The organism is Hydrocarboniphaga sp., from assembly GCF_028291725.1.
Taxonomy (GTDB): domain Bacteria; phylum Pseudomonadota; class Gammaproteobacteria; order Nevskiales; family Nevskiaceae; genus Hydrocarboniphaga.
This window is the reverse complement of sequence record NZ_JAQGNT010000001.1, coordinates 1-21,366: the sequence shown is the minus strand read 5'-3', so window position 1 is coordinate 21,366 and position 21,366 is coordinate 1. Positions and strand designations below refer to the sequence as shown.

Below are 21,366 nucleotides of genomic sequence, written 5' to 3'. Positions count from 1 at the left end.
TGCTGCGGGGATCAGGCCGTACTGAGTGAGGGCCTTGATCCAGCGAGGTGCATTGCGTTTGACGCTGAGGGCTTGGAAGTCGATGACAGTATCGCGGTAGGGCTCTTTTCGGCTGAGCATGAAGAAGAGGGTTCGCAGGAGCTTGTGGGCGATGGCGATGATGGATCGCTTGTGTCCTCGGCGGACGACGAGGGCATCGAACTTGGCTTTGAAGACCGAGGTGGTTCGCCGGGCGGCATGAGCAAATTCGCAGAGCAGGCGTCGGACATAGGGATTGCCCTTGCGGGCGCGCCCGGATTTTCGCTTGCCGGCGGATTCGTGATTGCCCGGGCAGACGCCGGCCCAGGACGCCAGCCGGTCGGCGCTGCCAAAGACGCTCATGTCGCTGCCGATTTCCACCAGCAGCATCGCGGCCCCGATCCGATCGACACCGGGCAGGGTCTGGAGCAGGGCCAGGGCGTTACGCTCATGCTCGAGTCCTTCGAGCAGGCGGGTATCGAAACGCGCGATACGCGCTTCGAGTTCCTCGACGTGAGCGATCAGCTCGCGCAGCACGAAGCAGTGACTCTCGGTGAGATCGCCTTGCAGCGCCTCGAGGAGGGTTTCCCGGGACGCTTTGAGCCGCCGGCTGGCATAGGTCAGCACCTCATGAGGCGCCTGACCGTCGAGCAGCGCCTGGGTCATGGCGCGTCCGGACTGGCCGTGCACATCGCTGATCACCACGCCCAGCCGGATGCCGGAATCGGTGAGCACCTTGTGCACGCGGTTCTTCTCCGAAGCCAGCAGTCCGATCAGCTTCTGTCGCTGGCGGGCGATCAGGCGCAGCTCCCGCAGTTTGGCCGGCGGCACAAATGAGCGGCGCAACAGCCCGGCCCGCGCCAGCATCGCCAGCCACTGGGCATCCCCGACATCGGTCTTGCGACCCGGCACCTGCTTGACGTGCCGGGCATTGACCACATGAGCGCAAATGCCCACGGCTTCCAGGGCGGCATACGGGCTCTTCCAGTAAATACCCGTGCTCTCCATCACCACCACTTCTGGCGCCAGCGCCGCCACCCACTCGGCCAATTCGCGCCGATGCCGCTTGAACGTACCGAACTGCCGCCGCTCAATGCGCGTCGTGCCATCGGCTTCTTCAAGGAGGGCGCAGGCCGTGATCTGCGCCTGATGCACGTCCAAGCCAATTACTCGTTTGTAGATCGAAACCAGTTCCATACCGCCTCCTGTTTGACTATCCTCAAAAGGTGGAAGGCGGTGGAGGCCGGACCGAAAATGCCTGAAGGCGACTTCAATCGCCCACGGCCGGTTTAACGTGCGCTCTCGATGGAGGCAATCTGGGGTGCGAGTCGGTCCGGCGGGTTACGTTGGGGTCGGGGACAAGCCCACCACACTACTGCTCAACCGCTTTCCCCGCCTTCCACTTCCTAGTGTAGTGCCCCTCATATAGCCCTACAGCTAACGTGCTTTGTTTTCCCATGTAATCGGCGAAAACAATGTACCGTTATTCTCCGAACACGCCACGAGTCTCTTTCATCATCAGGGGTGGCGCGAGTCGCCATGTCCGTTGCGGTGAGCAAAGCGAACCCCAACATCGGCGCGGCGCTGGCCCTGATCTGGCGGTGATCGTTGGGGTTCGCTGCGCTCACCCAACCTACGGGAGTTGTCGCGTTCCGTTTAAAGCGCCGGCTGCGTGACCGAGGCGACGTTGCGGGTCAGGCCGTTGGCGAACACCGCATCGTCCAGCCCGCCGATCAGCGACTTCAGCCACTGCCCACCGCGCGCATCGTCCGACAGCGCCACCGCGATGTAGCGGCGGCCGTCGTGCTCGACGATCGCGCTGTCGGCGTGGAAGTTGCGCCAGGTGCCGCTCTTGCGGAACAGCTTGGCGTCGGGATAACGGGTCTCCAGGCCGGCGACGAACTTGTGATGGATCGCCGGCGAACCCATGATTTCCTTCATCTGCGCGCTGGCCTGCGGCGACACCAGCTGGCCGGTTTCGAGCAGGTAGTAGAAGCGCGCGACCTGGAACGTGGTTGCGCCATGCGACAGGTTGTGCAGCGGATCGCGGTGCGTGGCCATGCCGGTGGCGTAGGGCTTGCCGACCCAGAGGCCGCCGTTCATCGCGCTGTCGTACAGACGATAGCGGCTCGACTGCAGCACCGAGGCCAGGTATTCGGTGCCGACTTTCTGCAGCATCGACGAGGCCGCGACATTGGAGGATTCGCGGATCATCCGCTTCAGCTCCTCGATATTGTCGGCGTCCATCGCCAGCTTGCCGGCGGCGGCTTTCTCGAACGCGCCCAACAGAATCGCGATTTTCGGCAGGCTGGCGGCGTAGAACATCTGGTTGCTGTTGACCTGCGCAACGCTCGGCACCAGCGGGTCGGTGATGTCGACCAGCGATACCGCGAGATGGCCGTTGCGCACGGCGCCCTGCAGCTGCAGCTGGTTCAGGCAGCGCTCGAGCGAGTTCTGCAGCGGGCGGCTGACGGTGGGCTTCAAATCCAGCGCGACGCGGGATTCGCTGTGCGAGCCGTAGCTGGCGGGCAGGGCGCGGCCCAGGTCAATGGAGGCGGCGACAGCGAACGACGAAGCGAACAGCGTCGTGGTGAGGGCAATGCAACGGCCAAGAAAAACTGCGCCGTCGTGACTCTTGGAAGTCATCACGTACATTCAATTCCGGTTTGTAGCGGACCTATCGCAAATCCGGCCTTGTCTAGCAGCCGGTCGTCGCGTCATACCCCTTAAGCCGCACCTTAACCCTATCTGAATGCTGAACGCCACCCCTGATGAAGTTTTCATGACGGCCCGTCTAGCCCGGGTCGCAGTGCACTCGCTCACCGAAATCAGGTGTTCAGCTAAACGGCAGGGCATGGCAGCATGGGCGGAGAACGATATTTCCCGAGACCTCATGCAACCGCAGACCCCGGACCGAGTTTTGCGCGGTTTCATCGTGCTGGTCGCCTTGCTACAGGGCCTGGCCCTGTACGGCGCGCGGCTCGGTGCCGACCAGCAATGGTGGCCGCTCAGCGAACTCGGCGGGCAAGTGTGCTGGTACACCCTGGTGCTGTCGGTGCCGACGGTAATGACGCTGACGGTGCAGCAGCTGCGCGATGCACACTTCTGGCAGCACACGCTGCTGATCGCCCTGATCTACGGCGCGCTCGCCGCCTGGGCCAGCTGGAACGCGAGCGGCGCGCCGGCTCTGGACTCCGCCGCGGTGCTAGTGCCGTTCGGTTCCACCGTTGCGGTTGCCTTGTTCGAGCTGATGCCCTACCTGCAATGCCGGCTCAAGCATGGCCGCTGGACCGCGCCGTATCCGGAGCTGTTCGAGCACGGCTGGCAGAACGGCCTGACCCTGCTGCTGCTGATCCCCTTCGTCGCGCTGTGCTGGGCTGTGCTGTGGCTGTGGGGCGCGCTGTTCAAGCTGGTCGAGATCGCGTTCTTCGCCGAGCTGTTCGGCGAGCGCGCTTTCGTCTACCTCGCGACCGGCACCATGGTCGGCCTCGGCATTCTGGTCGCGCGCACCCAGCAGCGGCCAGTGCAGATCCTGCAGCAGATCGTGTTCGCGGTGTTCAAAGGCCTGCTGCCGCTGCTGGCCTTCATCGCGGTGCTGTTCCTGACCGCCCTGCCGTTCACTGGCCTCGATCCGCTGTGGCAGACGCGGCGCGGGGCCTCGCTGCTGATGACCGTGGTGATGCTGATGGTGCTGTTCACCAATGCGGTGTTCCAGGACGGCCGCGCGCAGCCGGGTGGTGTGGCGACCTATCCCAGAATCCTGAGTCGGCTGGTCGAGCTCGGCCTGGCGACGCTGCCGGTTTACGCCCTGCTGGCCTTGTACGCGGTGTGGTTGCGTGTCGACCAGTATGGCTGGACGCCGGACCGGCTCTACGCGGCGCTGCTGGCGACCACCTCGGCCGCTTATGCGCTGGGTTATTCGTACAGCGTGCTGCGGCCCGCGGGTGGCTGGCTGTCGCCGATCACGACGATCAACGTCAGCCTGTCGTGGCTGGTGATGGCGCTGATCGCGCTGCTCAATTCGCCGGTGCTCGATCCGTTTCGCATCAGCGTCGCCAGCCAGCTGTCGCGGCTGCACGACGGCGAGATCAAGCCTGCGGAAATCGATCTGAAATTCCTGCGCTTCTCGGCGGGCCGCATCGGCCACAAGGCTTTGCAGGAACTGCAGAGCGATGCCGCGATGACGCATGACCCCGCCGCACTGGCCGAGGTGCGGAAGATGCTGACGCGCAAGGAGCGCTGGCAGCCGATGCCGGGGCTGCGCGAGTCGACCGTGAGCTTGAGCCTGGAGCAGGCGCGCAAGCGCATCAATGCGGCGCCGGGCGCCGATGCGGTGGACGACGATTGGCTGCAGGCGATCATCGACCACCGGCTCAGTTCGATGGGCTGCCTGGAGGACGACGGCGCATGCCTGGTGCTCAGCCCGGATCTGGATCGCGACGGCGTCAACGAGCGCCTGTTGTGCGAAACCGGCGATTCGGGCTTGGTCGTGTGCCGGCTCAGTGCGCGTGTAGCGGGAAAGTGGGCCGACGTCGGCAACGCCGAGGCCTGGGGCAACAGCGAGCAGATCGTCGCGGCCTTGAAGCAGGGCAAGTTCACGGTCAAGCCGCGGCGCTGGGCCGACCTGCAGATCGGCGACCAGACGTTCTCGATCAATGAGCGTTGAAGCTGGACTATTCTTCCGCGAACTCGCGTGATTGCAGGAACGACCACGAGCAGCCGATCACCGCGGAATAGCCGTCGTTGGCGCGATACAACGGGCTTTCGGTGTTGGCCGCGCCGGCGTAGTTGTCGTATTCCAGCGACACGAAGCCGCGCAGCTTTTTGGTGAATCGGTAGTTGACCGTCGCGGCCAGCGACGAGGCCAGATAACCGGCCGAGGCCGAGTATTGCGTCCGGTCCGGCGTCACGTATTGCGGCTGCACGTCGTAGAAGTAGCGCTGCAGCAGCGTGCTGCCGATCTCGGCGCCCAGCGCGACCCGCAGGTCCATCCGCTGATCCAGAAAATGCTTGCTCTGGAACGCGAACTCCGGCGCGACGATCATGCCGCGCCAGCGCAAATCGAAGTCCTTCAGCGAGCTGACCGCGCGCAGCGGCAGATCGATCACCCACTTCGATTTCGGACGCGGCCCGTCGAATACCAGCCGCAGATTCGGCCCGACTTCGACCAGGTAGCCCAGGTCGGGCATGCCGCGGCGCGCGTCGGAGTGACTGGAGTCGCTGGACAGCGCCCCGCCGCCGCTGAGGCTGAGCTCGACGTTTGGCGTGAGCTTCTGGCGCAGGCGCGAGCCCTCGTCGTCGGAGCGGAATGTGGTGCCGTGATAGATGAAGTACGGCGCCGGCAGGGCCAGCGTGCGGTTCTCGTCGGCGGCCGGATAATCCGGCACCGTGAGCGCCACGCCGGCAACGCCGGCTTCCCACTTGGGCTGCTGCGCCGAGTCGGGGGACAGGGTGTCGGTGCTCAAGGTCTGCGCGTGCGCGGTGCTGGTGGCGAGGAAGGCGAGGGCGGCGCTGAGCGCCTGACTTGTTCTGATCGGCATGGCCGGAGCATCGCTGCGGAAATCCGTGCTGTCTACCGGCTGCCAGTTTGCAATCGCGGTCAAGGACCGCTCCTACAGGAATATCGCGCACCGCTCGTTAGTCGTGCCTGTAGGAGCGGACCTTGACCGCGATTGGAACTTGCAGATCGCGCCGTCGCTGTTTAAAACGGCCCATGCCCAGGCTGCTCGAAATCCCGATCTTCCCATTGCGCACCGTGCTGTATCCGGGCGGCCGTCTGCCGCTGCGGATCTTCGAGACACGCTATGTCGACATGACCAAGTCCTGTATCGGCGAAGACGAGCCTTTCGGCGTCTGCCTGATCCTGGAAGGCGCCGAAGTCGGCGCACCCGCGGTACCGGCGATGATCGGCTGCACTGCGCGCATCAGCGAATGGGACGTGCCCGCGCCGGGCCTGTTCACGCTGAACACGATCGGCGAGCAGCCCTTCAGGATTCGCGAACGCTTCAGCACGCCGGGCGGGCTGATCCGAGCGCTGGTGCAGATCGAAGACCCGCCGCCGGCGGAAATGCTGCCGCTGCGCTACCGCTTCCTGCGCCAGCTGCTGGAAGAGATCATCGCCAAGATCGGCGTGCAGCACTTTCCCGATCCGCTGCAGCTGGGCGATGCGGCCTGGGTCGCGTACCGCCTCGCCGAAGTGCTGCCGCTGTCTTCGGAGAGCAAGCTGGAGATGCTGGCGCAGCGTGATCCGGCGGAGCTGCTGGCGCTGATTGAAAAGGAAGTCCGCGCCGCGTCGTGAATGCGTGGGGTTCGCTGTGCTCACCCCAACCTACCGAGCCCTCGTAGGTTGGCGTGAGCGCAGCGAACCCCAACAGCGCCCCAACTAAAGCCCCAGCGAATCCAGCGACTCGTAGGCCTTGCGCAGCCACATCTTGGCGCGCTGGCGCTCGAGCATGCCCAGGCCGGTCAGGTTCTTGTCGTCGCTGTGCGCTGCGGCCCAGAAGCTGGTGCTGCGCTCGTCGATCTTGGTCATCACCGGCTCGTGCAGGCGCGGGATCGAGATGATCTTCGCGCCCAGGCTTAAGCTGCGTTCCTTCTGGCCGGACTTGTCGAAAATGTCGAAGTCCTCGCCACGCGAGGCATTGCGCACGATCACCAACTCGACCTGCGAGGAGTCGCCGAAGCGGTCCAGCCAGCGGCTCAGCAGATCGACCGAGTCCTTGCCCGAATCCATCACGTGCCAGTAGCGGATGCCGACGCCGAGTTCGGCAGCCAACTCCAGCACGCCGGACTCATCCAGCCAGCGCACCAGCGGACCGTGAGTCTGCGCGGCGAGGTCGACGACAATGCGGCGCTCGGCGTCCTCGGCTGCGGCCTCCAGCACCAGGTCCAGGCTTTCGAAGCGGTCGATCGCGACCGGCGAGGCGTAGCCGGCGTAGAAGCGCAGCAGCGCGCCGTGGCTGCGGTCGGAGTCGAAGCCCAGAAACGGCAGCTTGCGGTCGATCAGATATTGCGCCAGCAGGCGCGAAACCAGCGACTTGCCGACGCCGCCCTTTTCCCCGCCGATGAAGTGAACAGTGGCCATTCGGGCTCCGCATAAATAGTTGAAGAATCCCCTCTCCCTCCGGGAGAGGGGCAGGGGTGAGGGTCTGGACGATCGCGCGAACTTTGCCCTCATCCGTCCCTTCGGGGCAGCCTCGAACGGAGGGAGAAGGGATCGCCGGGGCGCGAGGCTACCGCATTCGCGCACAATAAGGGCCTGGCCGCGCCGCACGGCTACCGTATCAACTGAGTAATTTAAGTGGAATCTCAACCGTTTTCGACTCTCGCGCTGAAGCCCGAACTGCTGCAGGCCCTGGAATCGCTGAGCTTCACGGCGATGACGCCGATCCAGGCGCAGAGCCTGCCACCGATGCTGGCCGGCCACGACGTGATCGGCCAGGCGCGCACCGGCAGCGGCAAGACCGCGGCCTACGGCCTGGCCCTGCTGTCGAGGATCGATCCGGCGCTGGACCAGGTGCAGGCGCTGATCCTGTGCCCGACGCGCGAACTCGCCGACCAGATCTCCAAGGAGATCCGCCGGCTCGCACGCTGCCTGCCGAACATCAAGCTGACCCAGCTCAGCGGCGGCATCTCGCAGCGGCCGCAGCTGGCCTCGCTGGAGCATGAGCCGCACATCATCGTCGGCATGGCCGGCCGCGTGCTCGAGCATCTGGAGCAGGGCACGCTGAAGCTCGAAGGCCTGCGCGTGCTGGTGCTGGACGAGGCCGACCGCATGCTCGACGGCGACTTCGAGGAAGCCAGCCGCGCGATCGTCGCGCATACGCCGAGCACACGGCAGACGCTGTTCTTCTCGGCGACCTACAACGAGATCGTCCGCGATTTCAGCAAGACCCTGCAGCGCGATCCGGTCGAGGTCACGGTCGACACCGTGACCAGCCCGTCGCAGGTCGAGCAGCAGTTCTACGAGGTTGATCCGCTGCGCCGCATCGACGCGCTGGCGATGCTGCTGAGCCAGCGCCAGCCAGAGTCCGCGCTGGTGTTCTGCCATACGCGGCGCGACGCGCAGGACGTGGAGCAGCAGCTGTCCAAGCGCGGTTATTCGGTGCTCGGCCTGCACGGCGACATCGAACAGCGCGAACGCGACGAAGTGCTGGTGCGCTTCCACAACGGCAGCTGCCGCGTGCTGGTCGCGACCGACGTCGCCGCGCGTGGCCTGGATATTCCGGACCTCGCAGCGGTGATCAGCTACGAACTGCCCGAAGATGCGCAGTCGCATACGCATCGTGTCGGCCGCACCGGCCGCGCCGGCCGCAGCGGCCTGGCGCTGCACCTGTTCTCGCATCGCGAGCGCGGCCGCGTCGCCGCGATCGAGGCCGATCTCGGCCATCCGGTTTCGACCAAGAAGCTGGCGATCCCGGCCACGGTCAGCGACAACCCGGTGCAGGCCACACGCACGACGATCTGCATCGACGGCGGCCGCCGCGACAAGCTGCGCCCCGGCGATATTCTCGGCGCGCTGACCGGCGACGCCGGCCTACCGAAAGAGGCGGTCGGCAAGATCAGCACTTTCGACACGCGCACCTATGTCGCGATCGACAAGAAAGTCGCCGCGACCGCGATCAAGCGGTTGCGCGAAGGCAAGATCAAGAACAAGAACTTCCGCGTGCGGCCGATCGACTGACTGTCGACTGTCGCGCAGCCTGGTTCACGGCAATGGCCGGCGCGAATCCGGTAACCTGCCATGCATTGCGGTCTCCGCCTTTTCGTTTTTGCCATGTCGAACGACGAAGCTCTGGAAGAATTGATCGCCACGGCGCAGGAGCGGCGCCGTGCTCAGGATCTGCTGCCGATTTTCTATTCGCAGGTGCGCAAGCTCGCGCAACGCGAGCGCCGACGTTGGGATGGCGCGGAGACCTTGCAGACCACCGCGCTGATCAACGAGGCCTACCTCAAGCTTCGCCATCTGCCGGAATTCTTCGACGCCCGGCACTTCCTGCGCTCGGCGGCGATCGCGATGCGCCATGCGCTGATCTCCTATGCCCGCGAGCGCCTGGCCGAAAAGCGCGGCGGCGGCGCCGCGCCCTTGCCGCTGGAGGCGGCGGAAAACGTGCCGGCCGAAGACGAAGACGGCGAGAAGCTGCTGCTCGACGTAGCGGAGATGCTGCACAGGCTCGCCACCATCAGCCCGCGTCTGGTCCAGGTCGTCGAGTGCCGCTTCTACGCCGGCTACAGCGAGGAGGAAACCGCCACCGCGCTGGGTGTGGACGCGCGGACCGTGCGCCGGGACTGGGTCAAGGCGCGGGCCTGGCTGCAAACCGAGCTGTCGCGTTGAAGCCTTGCTTGTGGCCAAGCTGATATTTAGCCGCCCGCGCAGAGTTCTTTTTGGGTTCGCCAGTAAACGATGTTAACGCGCACGCGAGCGGCGGAACGAACGGTTGACTATCGCGGATAGGAGTCGCGACACAAACCGATAGTCCTAAGCAGAAGCCGCCTGCAAGTGGATCGCGTCCTTCGGTTTCGCGCGCCGGCCGCGCAGGCGGACGACGATCTCGACGTCACAGCCGAGTTTGGTCAGCATGCGCATCAGGCGTTCGACGGAAATATCCCGGAACTGGCCCTTGAGCAGCCTTGACACGTCGGGCTGGCTGACGCCCATGCGGTTGGCGGCGTCGACCTGGGTCAGCTTGCGTTCGCTGATGACATCCTGCAAGCGGCTGACCAGCCCGGCCTTGAGCAGGTGGGTGTCCGCGTCGGGATAGCCGAGATCGGCAAAGACATTGCCGGTACCGCGGACGATGGTGGTCTCGGTGTCGTTGTTCATGATGGTCCTGTTGTGAGTTGCTGCTGGTAGTCGGCTTCGGCCACTTTGAGCCGACGCCGGATCAGTTCAATTTCCTCAGCCGGGGTTTTGCGGCCCGACTTCGATTTCTTCTGGAAGGCGTGCAGAACGTAGATCGCGGCGGCGAACTTCACGGTGTACACCGCCCGGAAGGTGTCGCCGTCATGGTCGGTGACGATTTCCAGCACGCCCGCGCCGCCGAAGCCCTTGAGGGGTTTCGCGTCATCGTGTTTGGCGCCTTGCTGGGCGCGGAACAGCGCGAAACCCATCGCATCCTGTACGGGTTCCGGGAACGCCCGGTAGTCCTTGTAGCTGGACGCAATCCACGAAACGGGTCTAAGAGCTTCTGCCTCTGGCATCGGTCTAATATGGTGGAAGCACCATATGGAGTCAAGGCACAAAACCCCGTCCCGATCTTGACGGGATTTCCCGTTACTCGGTCAAAGCCGCCCTTCCGGACTCTCCAGCGCCCACTCATCGCGGGGACTCAATCGGCATCTGCCGGAATTCTTCGATGCCCGGCATTTCCTGCGCTGGGCGGCGATCGCGATGCGTCATGCGCTGTTCCTTTCCTTCACTCGCTCTACCGCACAACACCGAAATCCGATATGGCGATGAAGACGACAGCGAGAAAACAACCCCCACAAATCGCGACGGCCATGAGGTGACTGAACTGAATGCCGGCCGCTAAAACACTGTATGAAGGGTTTCCGGGATCGACCGCGACGGCGACACGCGATCCCTTGGCATGCGCAGCAACGAATCTCGCCGCATAGTCGCCAGTTGCAGAGAACGCCCAGCCCACCGCGACGCGGCGACCGACATACGATCTGCCGTCGACCGCGTAGGTGTAGGTGACTCGCGGCGCGTGGGTGTTGCCCTTGCCCACGACGCGCGATTCAACGATCGTCCCTTCGACTTTCGGCCAGGACTGACTCCGTTTTGCGCGTGCAAGCAGTCGAGTTGCGATGACCAACGCGAGCGCTGCTGGTATGGTCGAGAGAGCAATGATCCAGGTGATCATTTCGATGGCCTGCCGAGTCTGGGGAGGATCAGTCGTTCTCTGAGTGCAAAACGGCTAACCAGGCTGTAGAAAAACTCCGGACCGCCTTCGCCTAGGTTCAATACTGTGACTTTCACTTTGAATGGTCCTCCTGCAGCCGTTCGATAGAGACAGCCTCCAGGTAGTACGTCGAGTAGATCTGTCCAGAGCGCACGCCCCAGCCTTGCGGAAACCGCCCAAGCTCTGTTCTAAGAACCTTGGCCTCCACTTTGTACTTGGCGTGCTCGACCAGTGAGTTGCGGGAGATAAATTCATTCTCGTTTGTCTAGCTTGCGTAGTAGCCGCCCAAATTCGGCCGCTGTCCACGCAACGGTTCTACGAGGAGGAGCGCATGATCTTGATACTGCACGATGGCGGTAAATCTGGGCGCCGGCTCAGCGGAGACGACCAGGTCATCGGCCATCAATGCCGCGAAGGCGGCATGATCATCATCGATCACTGCGCGATCGAGCTGGTTCACAGCGTCAAGCGCAGCTGCAATACGCGGATCTGCTGTCGCCGTCTTCACATCGGCCCCCGCCGTCGTCCACTCGGCCAGGGCCGGGGTGCTGATAGATGTTGCCGCCAACACAAACGCGAATAGGTAGCTGCGGTGTTTACGCATGATGCTGCTCCAGTCGCTACGCAGGTGCTGATATTTTGCGGCGGCCTGCTAGTGTCGTGAGTCGGAAGTTCGCATGCGAATTCGCCGTGTCTTTTCGCGCCTGGCTGCGTTGCTCCTCCTCGCCATAGTGCGACTATGACTCGTCGTCGCGCCTTGCCAGACGCGAAAAGCCACTGGCCAATTCATCACGGAACTTCTGACTCACGACACTAGTTAACATTAGTGTTTAAGGAAAACTAATCGCATCGCACAGATGCAATAAGGCCAAGAGCGATCAAAGCCATTAGTCGAGTGCCGCTTCGATGCGGGTTACAGCGAGGAGGAAACCGCCGCCGCGCTGGGTATCGATGTACGGACTTTGCGGCGTGACTGGATCAATGCGCGGGCCTGGCTGCAAACGGAGTTGTCGCGCTGAAGTCAGGCCGGCGGCCGATGTGATATCAGCGGCCCGCGCGTCGTAGCAACAAGACGCCCAGCATGCAGGGCATGATCCACGGCACTGCGGGAATGCCGACGACAAAGCCCGGGATGGTGTACCAGTGGCCGAAGGCCGCTGCCAAGCCTGGGTAGTCCAGACCTCGGATGACGAGGCATGTTACTGCAAAAAGACTTGCGATCACGAAGGCATGGGCGACCTTCCTTCCGAGCCACTGAGTCTGTCTCAGGGACATAGCAAATGCGGCGGTTGCTAGGTAAGTCAGGACGCCGCCAAAGAAGAGCAGCGTCACGGACAGCGTGTCCAACGGAGAAAGTTCATGCAGCGAGCCGTCCACGCTCGCTGCCCAGCTCCATCCCCGATCCTGCGCAACATAGTCGGAGTATTGAATGCCGGTGAAGAGGATATAAAGCGGGCTGGCGAGCGTGATTGAGGTAAAAGCGAGCGTCGAAAATACGCGTTCACCGTGTTGGACGAGCGCTTCTTTGAGAACACCCATTCCGACCGCAACCAAAATCGCATCAACAAGAAGGACGAGAAAGCGCAGTTGGTTTTCTGCCGGGACTTGATCCCCGGGAGGGCCGACGCCCGGTAGTAGTGAAAGAAGCGCAACCGGCGCAATCAGCAGTCCTCCGGCGAGCGCGAAGTTCACCCGTTCTTCCGATCGAAACCGTCCTGCCCCAAGTTTCCAGGCTGCGAGACAAACGACGCTGAGCTGGGCGATGGCAAGAGCGTAGTAAACCCCGGGACTGTACTTGGCACGCACTCCAAACAGCACCAGCGCCAAGATCAGGCTGATGCTCAGGACGGTGAGACTCAGGCTTTGCTGGCTACGGTATTGCGGCATGTCCAAGCTCCTCGTTCGGTCGGCTGCGATCATTCAAACCGATACTCGATCTGCCCCGACAGCAGTTCCACGCCGCCACCGCTGCTGAGCTGGAACTCGTCGACCCCCGCGCCGATATGCCAGCCGCCGCCGAGCTTGAACAGCAGGCCGAGGCCGGCGTTGAAGCCGAGGCCGTCGTCGTGCTGGTTCACGGTGACGCCGGCCAGGCTCGCGTGCTCGGTGGAGCGGTAGACCATCAACGCCAGATGCGGTGACACCGACAGCCGGCGCGTCAGCGGCAGTGCGCCGCCCATGCCGAAAGTCAGGCCGCGGCCGGCCGGTTCCATTTGATCGGCGACATCCTGCGCCAGCCGCTCCGGCGCGGCGCTCTTGCCGGCGATATCGACTTTGTATTCGCCGAGTTCGGCGTAGCCGATCTCCAGCGCGAAATGATCGGACACTGGCAGGCCGGCGTAGAGCACGAAAGCCGGTTCGTGGCGGTCGATGTTCACGCTGACATCGTGACCGCGTTGGTTCAGCGATCGTGCCAGTTCGCTGTCGCTCAGCGAGTATTGCCCGATGCCGCCGCGCAGGCCGATATAGGCATGTGAGAAGTCCGGGGATTCATCGTCTGCCCGCACCGGAGCGCTGGCGAGCGCTGCGCACAGACTCAGCAGCACGGCAGTGCGTCCGAGGCGATGCTGCATCCACCTCAAGGACAGCAGTATCAGCAGTACCGCGAGCAGCGGCACGTCGAGCGCTCCGCCACCGGCATGCGCGCTGCCGCTGACATCGGTGAGCGGCGGAGGAGGGGGCGGCGGCGCGGCATCGTCGTCGATGATCGTGATCGTCGCCGTGGCCGGCGTCCCCAGCGTGGCGCCTGTGGCGCCCGCCAAGCTCAGCGTGAAGCTTTCGTCGGACTCGTCGAGGCTGTCGTTCACGATCGGAATCTCGATGGTCTTGGCGCCCGCTTCGCCAGCGGCCCATTGCAGCTGGCCGCTGACGGCGGTGTAGTCGGCGCCAGCGGTCGCGGTGCCGGGCGCGAGGCTGTAGGCGACGCTGGCGGCGCCTTCGCTGCCGCCGCTGCGGCTGACGGAAAGGCTCAGCGTGCCGGCGCTTTCGGCGACGCTGGCCTGTGCCGCGCTCAGCGCCAGTACGCCGGGCTGCGGCGGGGGCGGTGTCGAGGTGTCGTCGTCGCCGATCTGGATCGAGGTCGTGGCCTGTGCGCCCAGCGTGGCGCCGCCGGTGGCCGCGGTCAGTGTCAGCGTGAATGCTTCGATGCCTTCCACCACACTGTCGTTGAGGATCGGCACGCTGATGTGCTTGGGCGCGGTGTCGCCGTCGGCGAAGCTCGCGGTGGCGCTGACGGCGGTGTAGTCGCTGCCCGCGGTCGCGGTGCCGTTGGCGCTCTGCACATGCGCCGTCACCGCGCCGGCCGAGCCGCCGCTGCGCGTCACCAGCAGGTCCACCGTGCCGGCGCTCTCCGCCACGCTGTAGGCGCCGAGTTCGAACTGCAGCGTGCCGGCGCTGGGCGCGGTGTTGGTGGTGATCGGCACGCAGGAACTCGACAGCTCGGAGACGATGATCGCGTCGATGAATGCCGTGGCGTGCGCCAACACACGCGTATTCGCGCTCATGAATCGATAGTCCAGGTTGAAGCCGGACGGCGCGTTGACGGTGTAGTCCGCGTGGCCATTGGCGTCGGTGGTTACGCTGGCGAAGGGAGTGCTGGCGGCGACTTCCGCCTGCCCCAGCCCCGCCGTGCCGCAGGCCTTGGTCTGATAAAAGTGGACCTCGAACTGCGTGTTGGGCGTCGAATCCAGGCTGCCCTTGATCACGCCGCCGCCGCTGCCGGTGCTGGCCGAATCGACCACCGGCGAGTTCAGGCCCAGGTTGGCGCCGCCGTCGGTATCGCCCGGATCGTTCGCATTCGGGCCTTGCTGGCCCAGGTCGATCGCCAGGCCGGTGTTGTTGACGATTACGCCGCCGGCGTCGACCAGCGCATCGTCCTCCACGCGCACGCCGGCGCCGCCGTTGTTGCTGCTGATGCCGCCGACGCTGGCCATGACCGTGTTGTGAAAGTCGAGGCCGTTGCCGTGGTTGCCGACCGCTACGCCGCCGATCCCGACGCCGACACTGGTGTAGATGCTGATGTTGAGGTTGCTCTCCGCTGGCCGCATGCTCGCCACGTCGATGCCGTTGCCGGCATTGCCGGCGACGTAGCCATAGAGAATCGTGGCTAGTCCGTGCTCGCCAACCTCGATGCCATTGCCGCCATTGGCCAGCGCCTTCGTGCCGCTGGCGTCCAAGCCGACGTAGTTGTCCTGCACTGTCGACTGCGCCCAGTAATTGAGGTTCGATGCAGTTGCCGCGTCGATGCGGATGCCGGCGCCCAGGTTCCCCGAGATCAGGTTGCGAAATTCCGGCAGCGGCTGTGCCGGAGAGGTGACGCCCGGGATCTCGGCGCCGATGGTGCCGCGAGTGGTCAGCCCTAGATCGATGCCGACGCCGTTGCCGCGCGCCAGCGTGCCGCTCGGATCGGTGCCGATGAAGCTGCCGGTTACGGTCAGCGGCGAGGTGCAGCCGGTCTGGTCGGGGTTGCCGCAACCTTGGTCGGCGCCTGCAAACAAGGCGCTGCCGGCGAAACGGTTGATGACCAGGCCGCGAACCGTGAGCGTCGGGAGGTAGTGGCAGCAGTCATTTGGTGCGCTCTGCAGGCCGATGGCGCCGGCGCCGGCCAGGCTGCCGTCGAGCTCGATCAGCAGCACGGCGTTGTCGCCCTCGTAGAGCGTGTTCACCGCCGTGCCCGGCTGGGTATAGCCGTCGATGCTGATGTCGGCCTTGGTCTGCGGCAGCGGCGTGAGCGGCTGGATGGTGTGTACGCCGCTGCCGGGAATCGCGAAGGCGATGATGTGCGGGGCGAATGCCCCTGCAGACGTGTCTGCATTGGCATCGACAATCGCCTGGCGCAGCGAGCCGGCGCCGCTGTCGCCGGCCGTGGTCACCGTGAAGGTCGTCGCCATTGCCGGCGCTGCGCCCAGCAGCAGCGCCAGCGTGATCGTCGTCAGGAACGCCGTCCACGCGCCCGGGACAAGCCCGGACAGCCGCGCGCCGCAACCGGAAATAACCGCATCCGCCATCTTCATCTTCCACTCCCTGGATTTTGCTTCGTTATCTCCAATACGCAGGGCGGCGGAAAATGCGGACATCGCGTTTTCGTTTGAACGATCGAATTCGGCGGCGAGACGCTGCGCACGCGCCCATCTCCGCTGCTGCGGACGCAAGCGATGTCCGCATTCGCTACGCGGCTGCGTTATTTTGTCGCGATGTTTGCGCAGTCCCGACTTGGGCCTGCGGATCTGCAATCAACGACGCCAACCGCGTCAAGGGAGTACGGAAATGAAGATCAATCGTCGTCAGGCGCTGGCCCTGGTCGCGCTCGCATCGGTGGCGCCGGCCGCGGTTCGTGCCGATCCGGTGGACGAGGGAAAGAGCGAGGAGATCGAGCGGACCGATCGCGCGGCCGGCAATGCCGAGATCATCCGCCGGCAAAACGAGGCCGCGAATCGCGGTGACCTGGCGGCGGCGGTCCTGTTCTTGGCCGAGGACACGCGCAACCATGGCATGCCCGTCGGCCGCCAGGGCGTGCTGCGCGTGCTGACCGATATTCACAACACGTTTCCCGATTGGCACATGGAGATCGAGAGTCTGGCGGCCATCGGCGATGACGTGATCGTCCGCAGCATCGTTACCGGCACGCACCTGGGCGTCGGCAAAATCCCGGTCAATGGCGGGCTGCTGGTCGGCGTGCCGCCGACCGGCAAGCGCTTCAAGGTCCAGCACATTCACTGGTCCACGCTGAAGAACGGCCTGGTGATCGAGCACCGCGCTACGCGCGACGATATCGGCATGATGCAGCAGCTCGGCCTGCTGCCTGCAGTCAAGCGTTACGATCTTCCGGATGTGGACAAGCCGGCGTCTTCCGGTTGATGTGACGGCAACCGGCGGCGGCGCCTTATGCGACGCGGCCGGGAGCCATCGTGGCAGCGGCTACCATCTGCATGCCTTTTAGCTTCGCGAGGGCCGACGCCGGGTCGTCGATACGCGTCAGCACGATGTCGCTGGTGCTCAGCTTCATCGCCAGCTTGATGCCGAACACCGCCGCCTGTCCCGCTGCGAGGTCGAAGCTGGTTTCGCCCGGCGGGCTGGCCGCGTTGAAGGCGCCGCCGAGGGCCGCGCGCAGCGTGTGCCGGCCCGGTGCCGCGTCGAAGGCGGTGAAGCGCGGACTCTTGAGCTGCACGAGTTCGTGTCCGTCGATGCTGATATCGACGCCGTTTGCTCGGCCGACGTAACCTTCGTGGTAAACGATGACCAGCCCGGCGCCGGGCGCGGCGCGCAGCGCCAGCGCCGCTGCGCGCGCTTGCGCATCGGCACGCAGCGCCTTCTTGGCGCCGGTGGGGTTCAGCAGGCGGGTCGTGACGAAGAAACCGATCAGGAAACCCGGCAGCCAATATGAATTCCAGAGTGTTCCCGTGAGCGTGATGCCGAGCAGGGAAATGCCGTAGCCGGCTGCCCTGGAGACTACGAAGCCGGCCAGGGTGGCGATCACCAGCTTGGTCCGCGCCGATAAATTTTTCACGGCAGCTCCTTCGCGAACATCGATGGCCCGGCCGCAACGAGCAGGGTAAGAACCGGCAAGCGCCGGCATCGCTGCGAGGAGTCGAAAATTTTCATCTTCATCGTGGACTTCCTTGTGACCAACGCCGGCGAACGTCGGGCGGGCTTGCCCGGCGTTTAGTAGTGGCGTTTGAGTAGGAAGACGCATTCAGCCAGCGAAAGCGGACATCGCCAGCGCGGCCGGAGCTGGCGTCCGGCGCGGACGCCGGGCTCAGTGCTGCGCGCGCAGCCGCATGAGCGGTTCGCGATAGCGTTCGGAAAGGGCGGGGTGCTGCGCCTGGATCGCCGCAGCCTGTTCGATCAGCGCGGCGGCTTCCTTGCGCCGGCCGCTGGCCCGTTCGCATTCGGCCAGCGCGAGCTGGGCTTCGGCGATCTTGGGGCTCTTGGGCAGTAGCAGCTCGCTGCGCGTCGCCAGCACCTGCGACAGCAGCGGACAAGCCGCGGGCGCATCGCCGCTGCGCAGCCGCGCCAGGCCCTCGATCAACTCGCCTTCAGTGATCGTCAGCCGCAGGTACGGCGCCAGCGTACTGGCGCGCGCACGCGCCGCGATGTCGGCAGCATGCTGCGCGGCGTCTTGAGGATGGCCTTCGGCCAGATCGATCTCGGCCGCCGTGAGGCGGCGGCGGATGTTCTTGGCCGTGGCCTCCAGCCCTTCGCCGCTGACCGGCGGCAGCGCAGCGAAGGCGGCGCGTGCGGCGGTGATGCGGCCGGTGGCCAAGGCCATGTGGATGCGCAGGATGGCGGGCCATTCGCGCGGGAGTGCACCGATGCGCTGGTAAATCCGCGCCGAATCGTCCAGGGCTCGTTCCGCTTCGTCGGTTTTCCCCAGCTCTTCCAGCACTTCGGCGCGAAACTCCAGGGTGAGGGCGAGGAAGGCGTCGTCGCGCTGCTGCGCACGGACCTCGACGAGCGCGGTATCGGCATCGGCCAATCCCGTTTCCGGGTCGCCGGCGCGAACCAGGGCGCGTGCAGCGGCGAGATGGACGTAGTTGCGCAGTTCGGCATCGCTTGGGCTGGCGGGCGGCGCGGCGGCCTTGGCGCGGGCGACGGAGGCGAGTGCATCGCGCGGGCGCTCGGCGCCCACCAGTGCTTCTGCCATCGCACTCTGAGCGCGCACCCAGTCGTAGTCATGTTCGCTGCCTTTGGCGCGCGCCAGGTCGATGGCTTTTTGCGCGCTCGCAATGGCGACATCGTGCGATTTCATCAAGCCTGCGATCGACGCCATGCGGAGGTAGTAGAAGGCCAGCTCGGGGGCATAAGGGCCCTTCACTCTGACCAGCATGTCGATCGCGCGCTGCAGGGGCGGCATGGCGTCGAGGTAACGGCCACTGGCGGCTTCGGCGATGGCTTGGGTATAGAGGGCGTCAACCAGTTCGAACGAATCCGGATAGCGACTCAGAATGGCAACCGCCTGCGCGGCTTCGTTGCGTGCGCGGACCATGTCGGAAGCGCTGTCGTTTGCTGCCGATGAGGCCAGCAGGCGCCCGCGCAGGAAAGAGTCATCGTCGTGGCGACGATCGAGGATGGCGCGGGCTTCGTCGATCTCGCGCGCGGCGGCATCGGCGTCCAGGTCGACGGTCACCCAGGCCTGCTGGAGCAGGTCGCCGGCCAGTTCCGGAGAATTCTGGCCGTAAAGGCGGCGGCTGAGATCGACGGCCTGCTGGCGCAGCGGCATTTCGTCCTGGGTCAGGGCGAAATCGCGATACAGGTCACCAAACAGCCGCAGCAGTGCCAGCTTGTTCTCGGGGGCGCTGTTCAGTTCGGTGTGGATGCGTTTGGCGCCGATGTCGAGCAGCTCTCGCGCCGTGGTCTGGCGAGCCTTGACCGGGTCAGGCTGGTTGCTCGAGTTGGTGCGGAACAGTTCGACCATGAATGACTGCACAGCCGCGGCGCGCTGCGCTTCGATCCGCGCTTTGCGTGCCTCTCGGGTGATCGCCACGAGCGCAACCGTCATTGCCGCGAACACCACCGCGGCGGTCGCGAACGCCAGCCAGTGGCGGCGCAGGTAGCGGCGCAGCACGTAGCTGCGTGCGCCGGCGCGCGCCTGCACTGGCAGGCGCTCCTGATAGCGGCGGATGTCGTCGGCCAGTTCGCGCGCGTCGGCATAGCGCGCGGCCGGCTCCTGGCGCAGCGCGCGGCCGACGATCGCGTCGAGGTCGCCGCGCAGCGCACGCCGGGGCACCGGCGAATCCGCGGCGACGACGCGGCTCGGCGCCGGTGCCGGCGTTTCCATCAGGCGCTTGAACATCATCGGCAGCGACGCGCCGTCGCCGGACCAGGGCAGGCGGCCGGTCAGCAGCTGGAACAGCATCACGCCGAGCGCGTAGACGTCGGTGGCGGTGGTGATCGGTTCGCCGCTCAGTTGTTCCGGCGCGGCGTAGGCCGGCGTCAGCGGCGCGTTGATGGTCTGGGTGCCATGCCCGCTCAGATGCTTGGCGATACCGAAGTCGAGCAGCTTGGCGCGGCCTTCCTCAGTCACCAGCACATTCGCCGGCTTGATGTCGCGGTGCACCAGCAGATGGCGATGCGCCCAGCTCACCGCTTCGCAAATCTGCAGGAACAGTGCGAGCCGTGCCGGCAGATCCGCAGCCTGTTGCGTGCACCAGCTCACCAGGTCGATGCCGTCGACCCACTCCATGACGATGTAGGGCCGGCCGTCGTCGGTGACGCCGGCATCGTAGAGGCGCGCGATGCCGGGATGTTCGAGCTGCGCGAGGATGCGCCGCTCCATCTCGAAGCGCTGCAGGCTGTCGAGCGCGTCGGCGCGCAGCAGCTTCACGGCGACGACCTGCTCGTAGCGGCCGTCGGCTCGCTCCGCGCGATACACCTCGCCCATGCCGCCGGCCCCGACCCATTCGAGCAGCCGCCAGGCCCCGACCCGCTGCCCGATGAGCGCGGGCGCCGCCGGCTTGTTGGCGCGCAGCGCGTCGACGGCCGGGCGGCCCAGTGCGGGATCGGGCGCGTCTGCTGCGGCCAGCAGGCCGAGCAGTGCGGTCTGCAGTTCGGGCTGCGTGGCCAGATCGGCGAGATAGCGCGCTCGCTGAGCGGGTGGCATCGTCACGGCCTGGTCGAAATGTGCCTCGAGTTCAGGCCAGCGGGCAAGGTTCATGGCGGGCTATATCGTGGTTTGTGCGTCTGCGACCTCGACCTTGTTGCAGGAATTCAGCCAGGCACCTTGGCGAGTCGGCGGTGCGCAATCTGATAGTTGAGGCGTGTTGTAAGGTAGCGCATATTCGTTTCGGGAATCTCGTGGCGGAACCCGGGACTGATAACAAACCTATCGATGTGCTGGGAGTGCCGACGGAGATGAAACACAAAGGCAGCTGTCACTGCGGACAGATCGCGTTCGAGGTCGAAGGCGAATTCGACCGTGCGATGGAGTGCAATTGCTCGCACTGCAGCCGCAAGGGTTACTTGCTGTCCTTCGTTCCGCGCGCACAGTTGGAAATCAAGACCAATGTCGGCGTATCGACCTACACCTTCAACCGCCACGTGATCGAGCATCAGTTCTGCTCGAACTGTGGCTGCGCGCCCTACGGCTTCGGCAAGGATTCGAAAGGCAGGGAGACGGCCGCGATCAATCTGCGCTGCCTGGAAGGCATCGACCTGGGTGCGCTGAAGCGCACGGCGGTCGATGGACGCAGCTTCTGAAACGCCGTCGCCAGCTACGGTAGGTTGGGGTGAGCGGTAGCGAACCCCAACATCGGCGCGCGTGAATGTTGGGGTTCGCTACCGCTCACCCCAACCTACGGGCTAGTGGTCCGTTGCATGCTTGGCGACACAAATAAAACCGATGGATTTCGGCCTGTGGCAAGGCGCAAACCACAGCAATAGCACCGCTATTGCGAGGATTTGCAACGCCGCCGCAGGTCGAAAGACGCGGTTTTATGTGCCGTCAAGC

General features: G+C 65.0%; 18 protein-coding genes and 1 pseudogene. 7 read left to right on the top strand and 12 right to left on the bottom strand.

The window, feature by feature from the left end; genetic code table 11:
* Positions 1–1,215, bottom strand: a 1,215-nt coding sequence (locus JWQ90_RS00095; protein ID WP_299687481.1) for an IS110 family transposase, incomplete at its 3' end; no start/stop codon positions are given.
* Between the two features lie 459 nt (positions 1,216–1,674).
* Entirely contained in the window at positions 1,675–2,664 is a 990-nt protein-coding gene (locus JWQ90_RS00090) for a serine hydrolase (protein ID WP_299687477.1), read from the bottom strand.
* 247 nt (positions 2,665–2,911) lie between these two features.
* On the opposite strand from JWQ90_RS00090, the gene JWQ90_RS00085 reads away from it, so the two are divergent.
* Positions 2,912–4,684: a DUF4153 domain-containing protein gene (locus JWQ90_RS00085; RefSeq protein ID WP_299687474.1), complete on the top strand. Its 1,773-nt coding sequence runs from the start codon at positions 2,912–2,914 to the stop codon at positions 4,682–4,684.
* A gap of 7 nt (positions 4,685–4,691) precedes the next feature.
* On the opposite strand, the gene JWQ90_RS00080 is transcribed toward JWQ90_RS00085, so the two are convergent.
* A complete protein-coding gene (locus JWQ90_RS00080; RefSeq protein WP_299687469.1) occupies positions 4,692–5,621 on the bottom strand; it encodes a MipA/OmpV family protein in 930 nt (309 codons plus the stop codon).
* A gap of 110 nt (positions 5,622–5,731) precedes the next feature.
* Between JWQ90_RS00080 and JWQ90_RS00075 the strand changes: the two genes are divergently transcribed.
* The gene (locus tag JWQ90_RS00075) at positions 5,732–6,316 is read left to right on the top strand and encodes an LON peptidase substrate-binding domain-containing protein (protein WP_299687466.1); all 585 of its coding nucleotides are present in this window, start codon (positions 5,732–5,734) and stop codon (positions 6,314–6,316) included.
* Positions 6,317–6,400: 84 nt separating this feature from the next.
* Here JWQ90_RS00075 and JWQ90_RS00070 read toward each other — a convergent pair whose 3' ends face one another.
* On the bottom strand, positions 6,401–7,102 hold the full coding sequence (locus JWQ90_RS00070) for a mobilization protein (protein WP_299687463.1): 702 nt from the start codon (positions 7,100–7,102) through the stop codon (positions 6,401–6,403).
* A gap of 216 nt (positions 7,103–7,318) precedes the next feature.
* Here JWQ90_RS00070 and dbpA point away from each other — a divergent pair, with 216 nt between their 5' ends.
* Both dbpA and JWQ90_RS00060 read left to right on the top strand, forming a co-directional pair.
* Positions 7,319–8,701 carry an ATP-dependent RNA helicase DbpA gene (gene dbpA / locus JWQ90_RS00065; RefSeq protein WP_299687460.1) on the top strand — a complete coding sequence of 461 codons (1,383 nt, stop codon included), beginning with the start codon at positions 7,319–7,321 and terminating at the stop codon, positions 8,699–8,701.
* A gap of 93 nt (positions 8,702–8,794) precedes the next feature.
* Positions 8,795–9,352, top strand: coding sequence for an ECF-type sigma factor (locus tag JWQ90_RS00060; RefSeq protein ID WP_299687457.1), 558 nt, complete (start codon positions 8,795–8,797; stop codon positions 9,350–9,352).
* A 144-nt stretch (positions 9,353–9,496) separates the two neighbouring features.
* On the opposite strand, the gene JWQ90_RS00055 is transcribed toward JWQ90_RS00060, so the two are convergent.
* The 4 genes from JWQ90_RS00055 to JWQ90_RS00040 form a co-directional block, all read right to left on the bottom strand.
* Positions 9,497–9,841, bottom strand: coding sequence for a helix-turn-helix transcriptional regulator (locus JWQ90_RS00055; protein WP_299687454.1), 345 nt, complete (start codon positions 9,839–9,841; stop codon positions 9,497–9,499).
* Positions 9,838–10,218: a type II toxin-antitoxin system RelE/ParE family toxin gene (locus JWQ90_RS00050; RefSeq protein ID WP_299687451.1), complete on the bottom strand. Its 381-nt coding sequence runs from the start codon at positions 10,216–10,218 to the stop codon at positions 9,838–9,840. The genes JWQ90_RS00055 and JWQ90_RS00050 overlap by 4 nt, the downstream gene beginning before the upstream one ends.
* Before the next feature lie 224 nt (positions 10,219–10,442).
* Positions 10,443–10,883, bottom strand: coding sequence for a DUF3592 domain-containing protein (locus tag JWQ90_RS00045; RefSeq protein WP_299687448.1), 441 nt, complete (start codon positions 10,881–10,883; stop codon positions 10,443–10,445).
* Between the two features lie 304 nt (positions 10,884–11,187).
* Complete coding sequence (locus tag JWQ90_RS00040) at positions 11,188–11,526, bottom strand: hypothetical protein (protein ID WP_299687445.1); 339 nt, start codon at positions 11,524–11,526, stop codon at positions 11,188–11,190.
* A gap of 283 nt (positions 11,527–11,809) precedes the next feature.
* On the opposite strand from JWQ90_RS00040, the pseudogene JWQ90_RS00035 reads away from it, so the two are divergent.
* Positions 11,810–11,941: pseudogene (locus JWQ90_RS00035) on the top strand (ECF-type sigma factor); the annotation flags it as partial.
* Positions 11,942–11,966: 25 nt separating this feature from the next.
* Here the strand turns inward: JWQ90_RS00035 and JWQ90_RS00030 are convergent.
* Together JWQ90_RS00030 and JWQ90_RS00025 are read right to left on the bottom strand one after the other, a co-directional pair.
* On the bottom strand, positions 11,967–12,809 hold the full coding sequence (locus tag JWQ90_RS00030) for a hypothetical protein (RefSeq protein ID WP_299687442.1): 843 nt from the start codon (positions 12,807–12,809) through the stop codon (positions 11,967–11,969).
* A 29-nt stretch (positions 12,810–12,838) separates the two neighbouring features.
* On the bottom strand, positions 12,839–15,997 hold the full coding sequence (locus JWQ90_RS00025) for a Calx-beta domain-containing protein (protein ID WP_299687439.1): 3,159 nt from the start codon (positions 15,995–15,997) through the stop codon (positions 12,839–12,841).
* Positions 15,998–16,187: 190 nt separating this feature from the next.
* Between JWQ90_RS00025 and JWQ90_RS00020 the strand changes: the two genes are divergently transcribed.
* A complete protein-coding gene (locus tag JWQ90_RS00020; RefSeq protein WP_299687436.1) occupies positions 16,188–16,778 on the top strand; it encodes an ester cyclase in 591 nt (196 codons plus the stop codon).
* A gap of 25 nt (positions 16,779–16,803) precedes the next feature.
* Here the strand turns inward: JWQ90_RS00020 and JWQ90_RS00015 are convergent, their stop codons facing one another.
* Positions 16,804–17,427: a hypothetical protein gene (locus tag JWQ90_RS00015; protein WP_299687433.1), complete on the bottom strand. Its 624-nt coding sequence runs from the start codon at positions 17,425–17,427 to the stop codon at positions 16,804–16,806.
* A gap of 249 nt (positions 17,428–17,676) precedes the next feature.
* Entirely contained in the window at positions 17,677–20,574 is a 2,898-nt protein-coding gene (locus JWQ90_RS00010) for a serine/threonine-protein kinase (protein WP_299687430.1), read from the bottom strand.
* 197 nt (positions 20,575–20,771) lie between these two features.
* On the opposite strand from JWQ90_RS00010, the gene JWQ90_RS00005 reads away from it, so the two are divergent.
* Positions 20,772–21,116, top strand: a complete 345-nt coding sequence (locus JWQ90_RS00005; protein ID WP_299687427.1) for a GFA family protein — start codon at positions 20,772–20,774, stop codon at positions 21,114–21,116.
* The last annotated feature ends 250 nt before the right edge of the window (positions 21,117–21,366 follow it).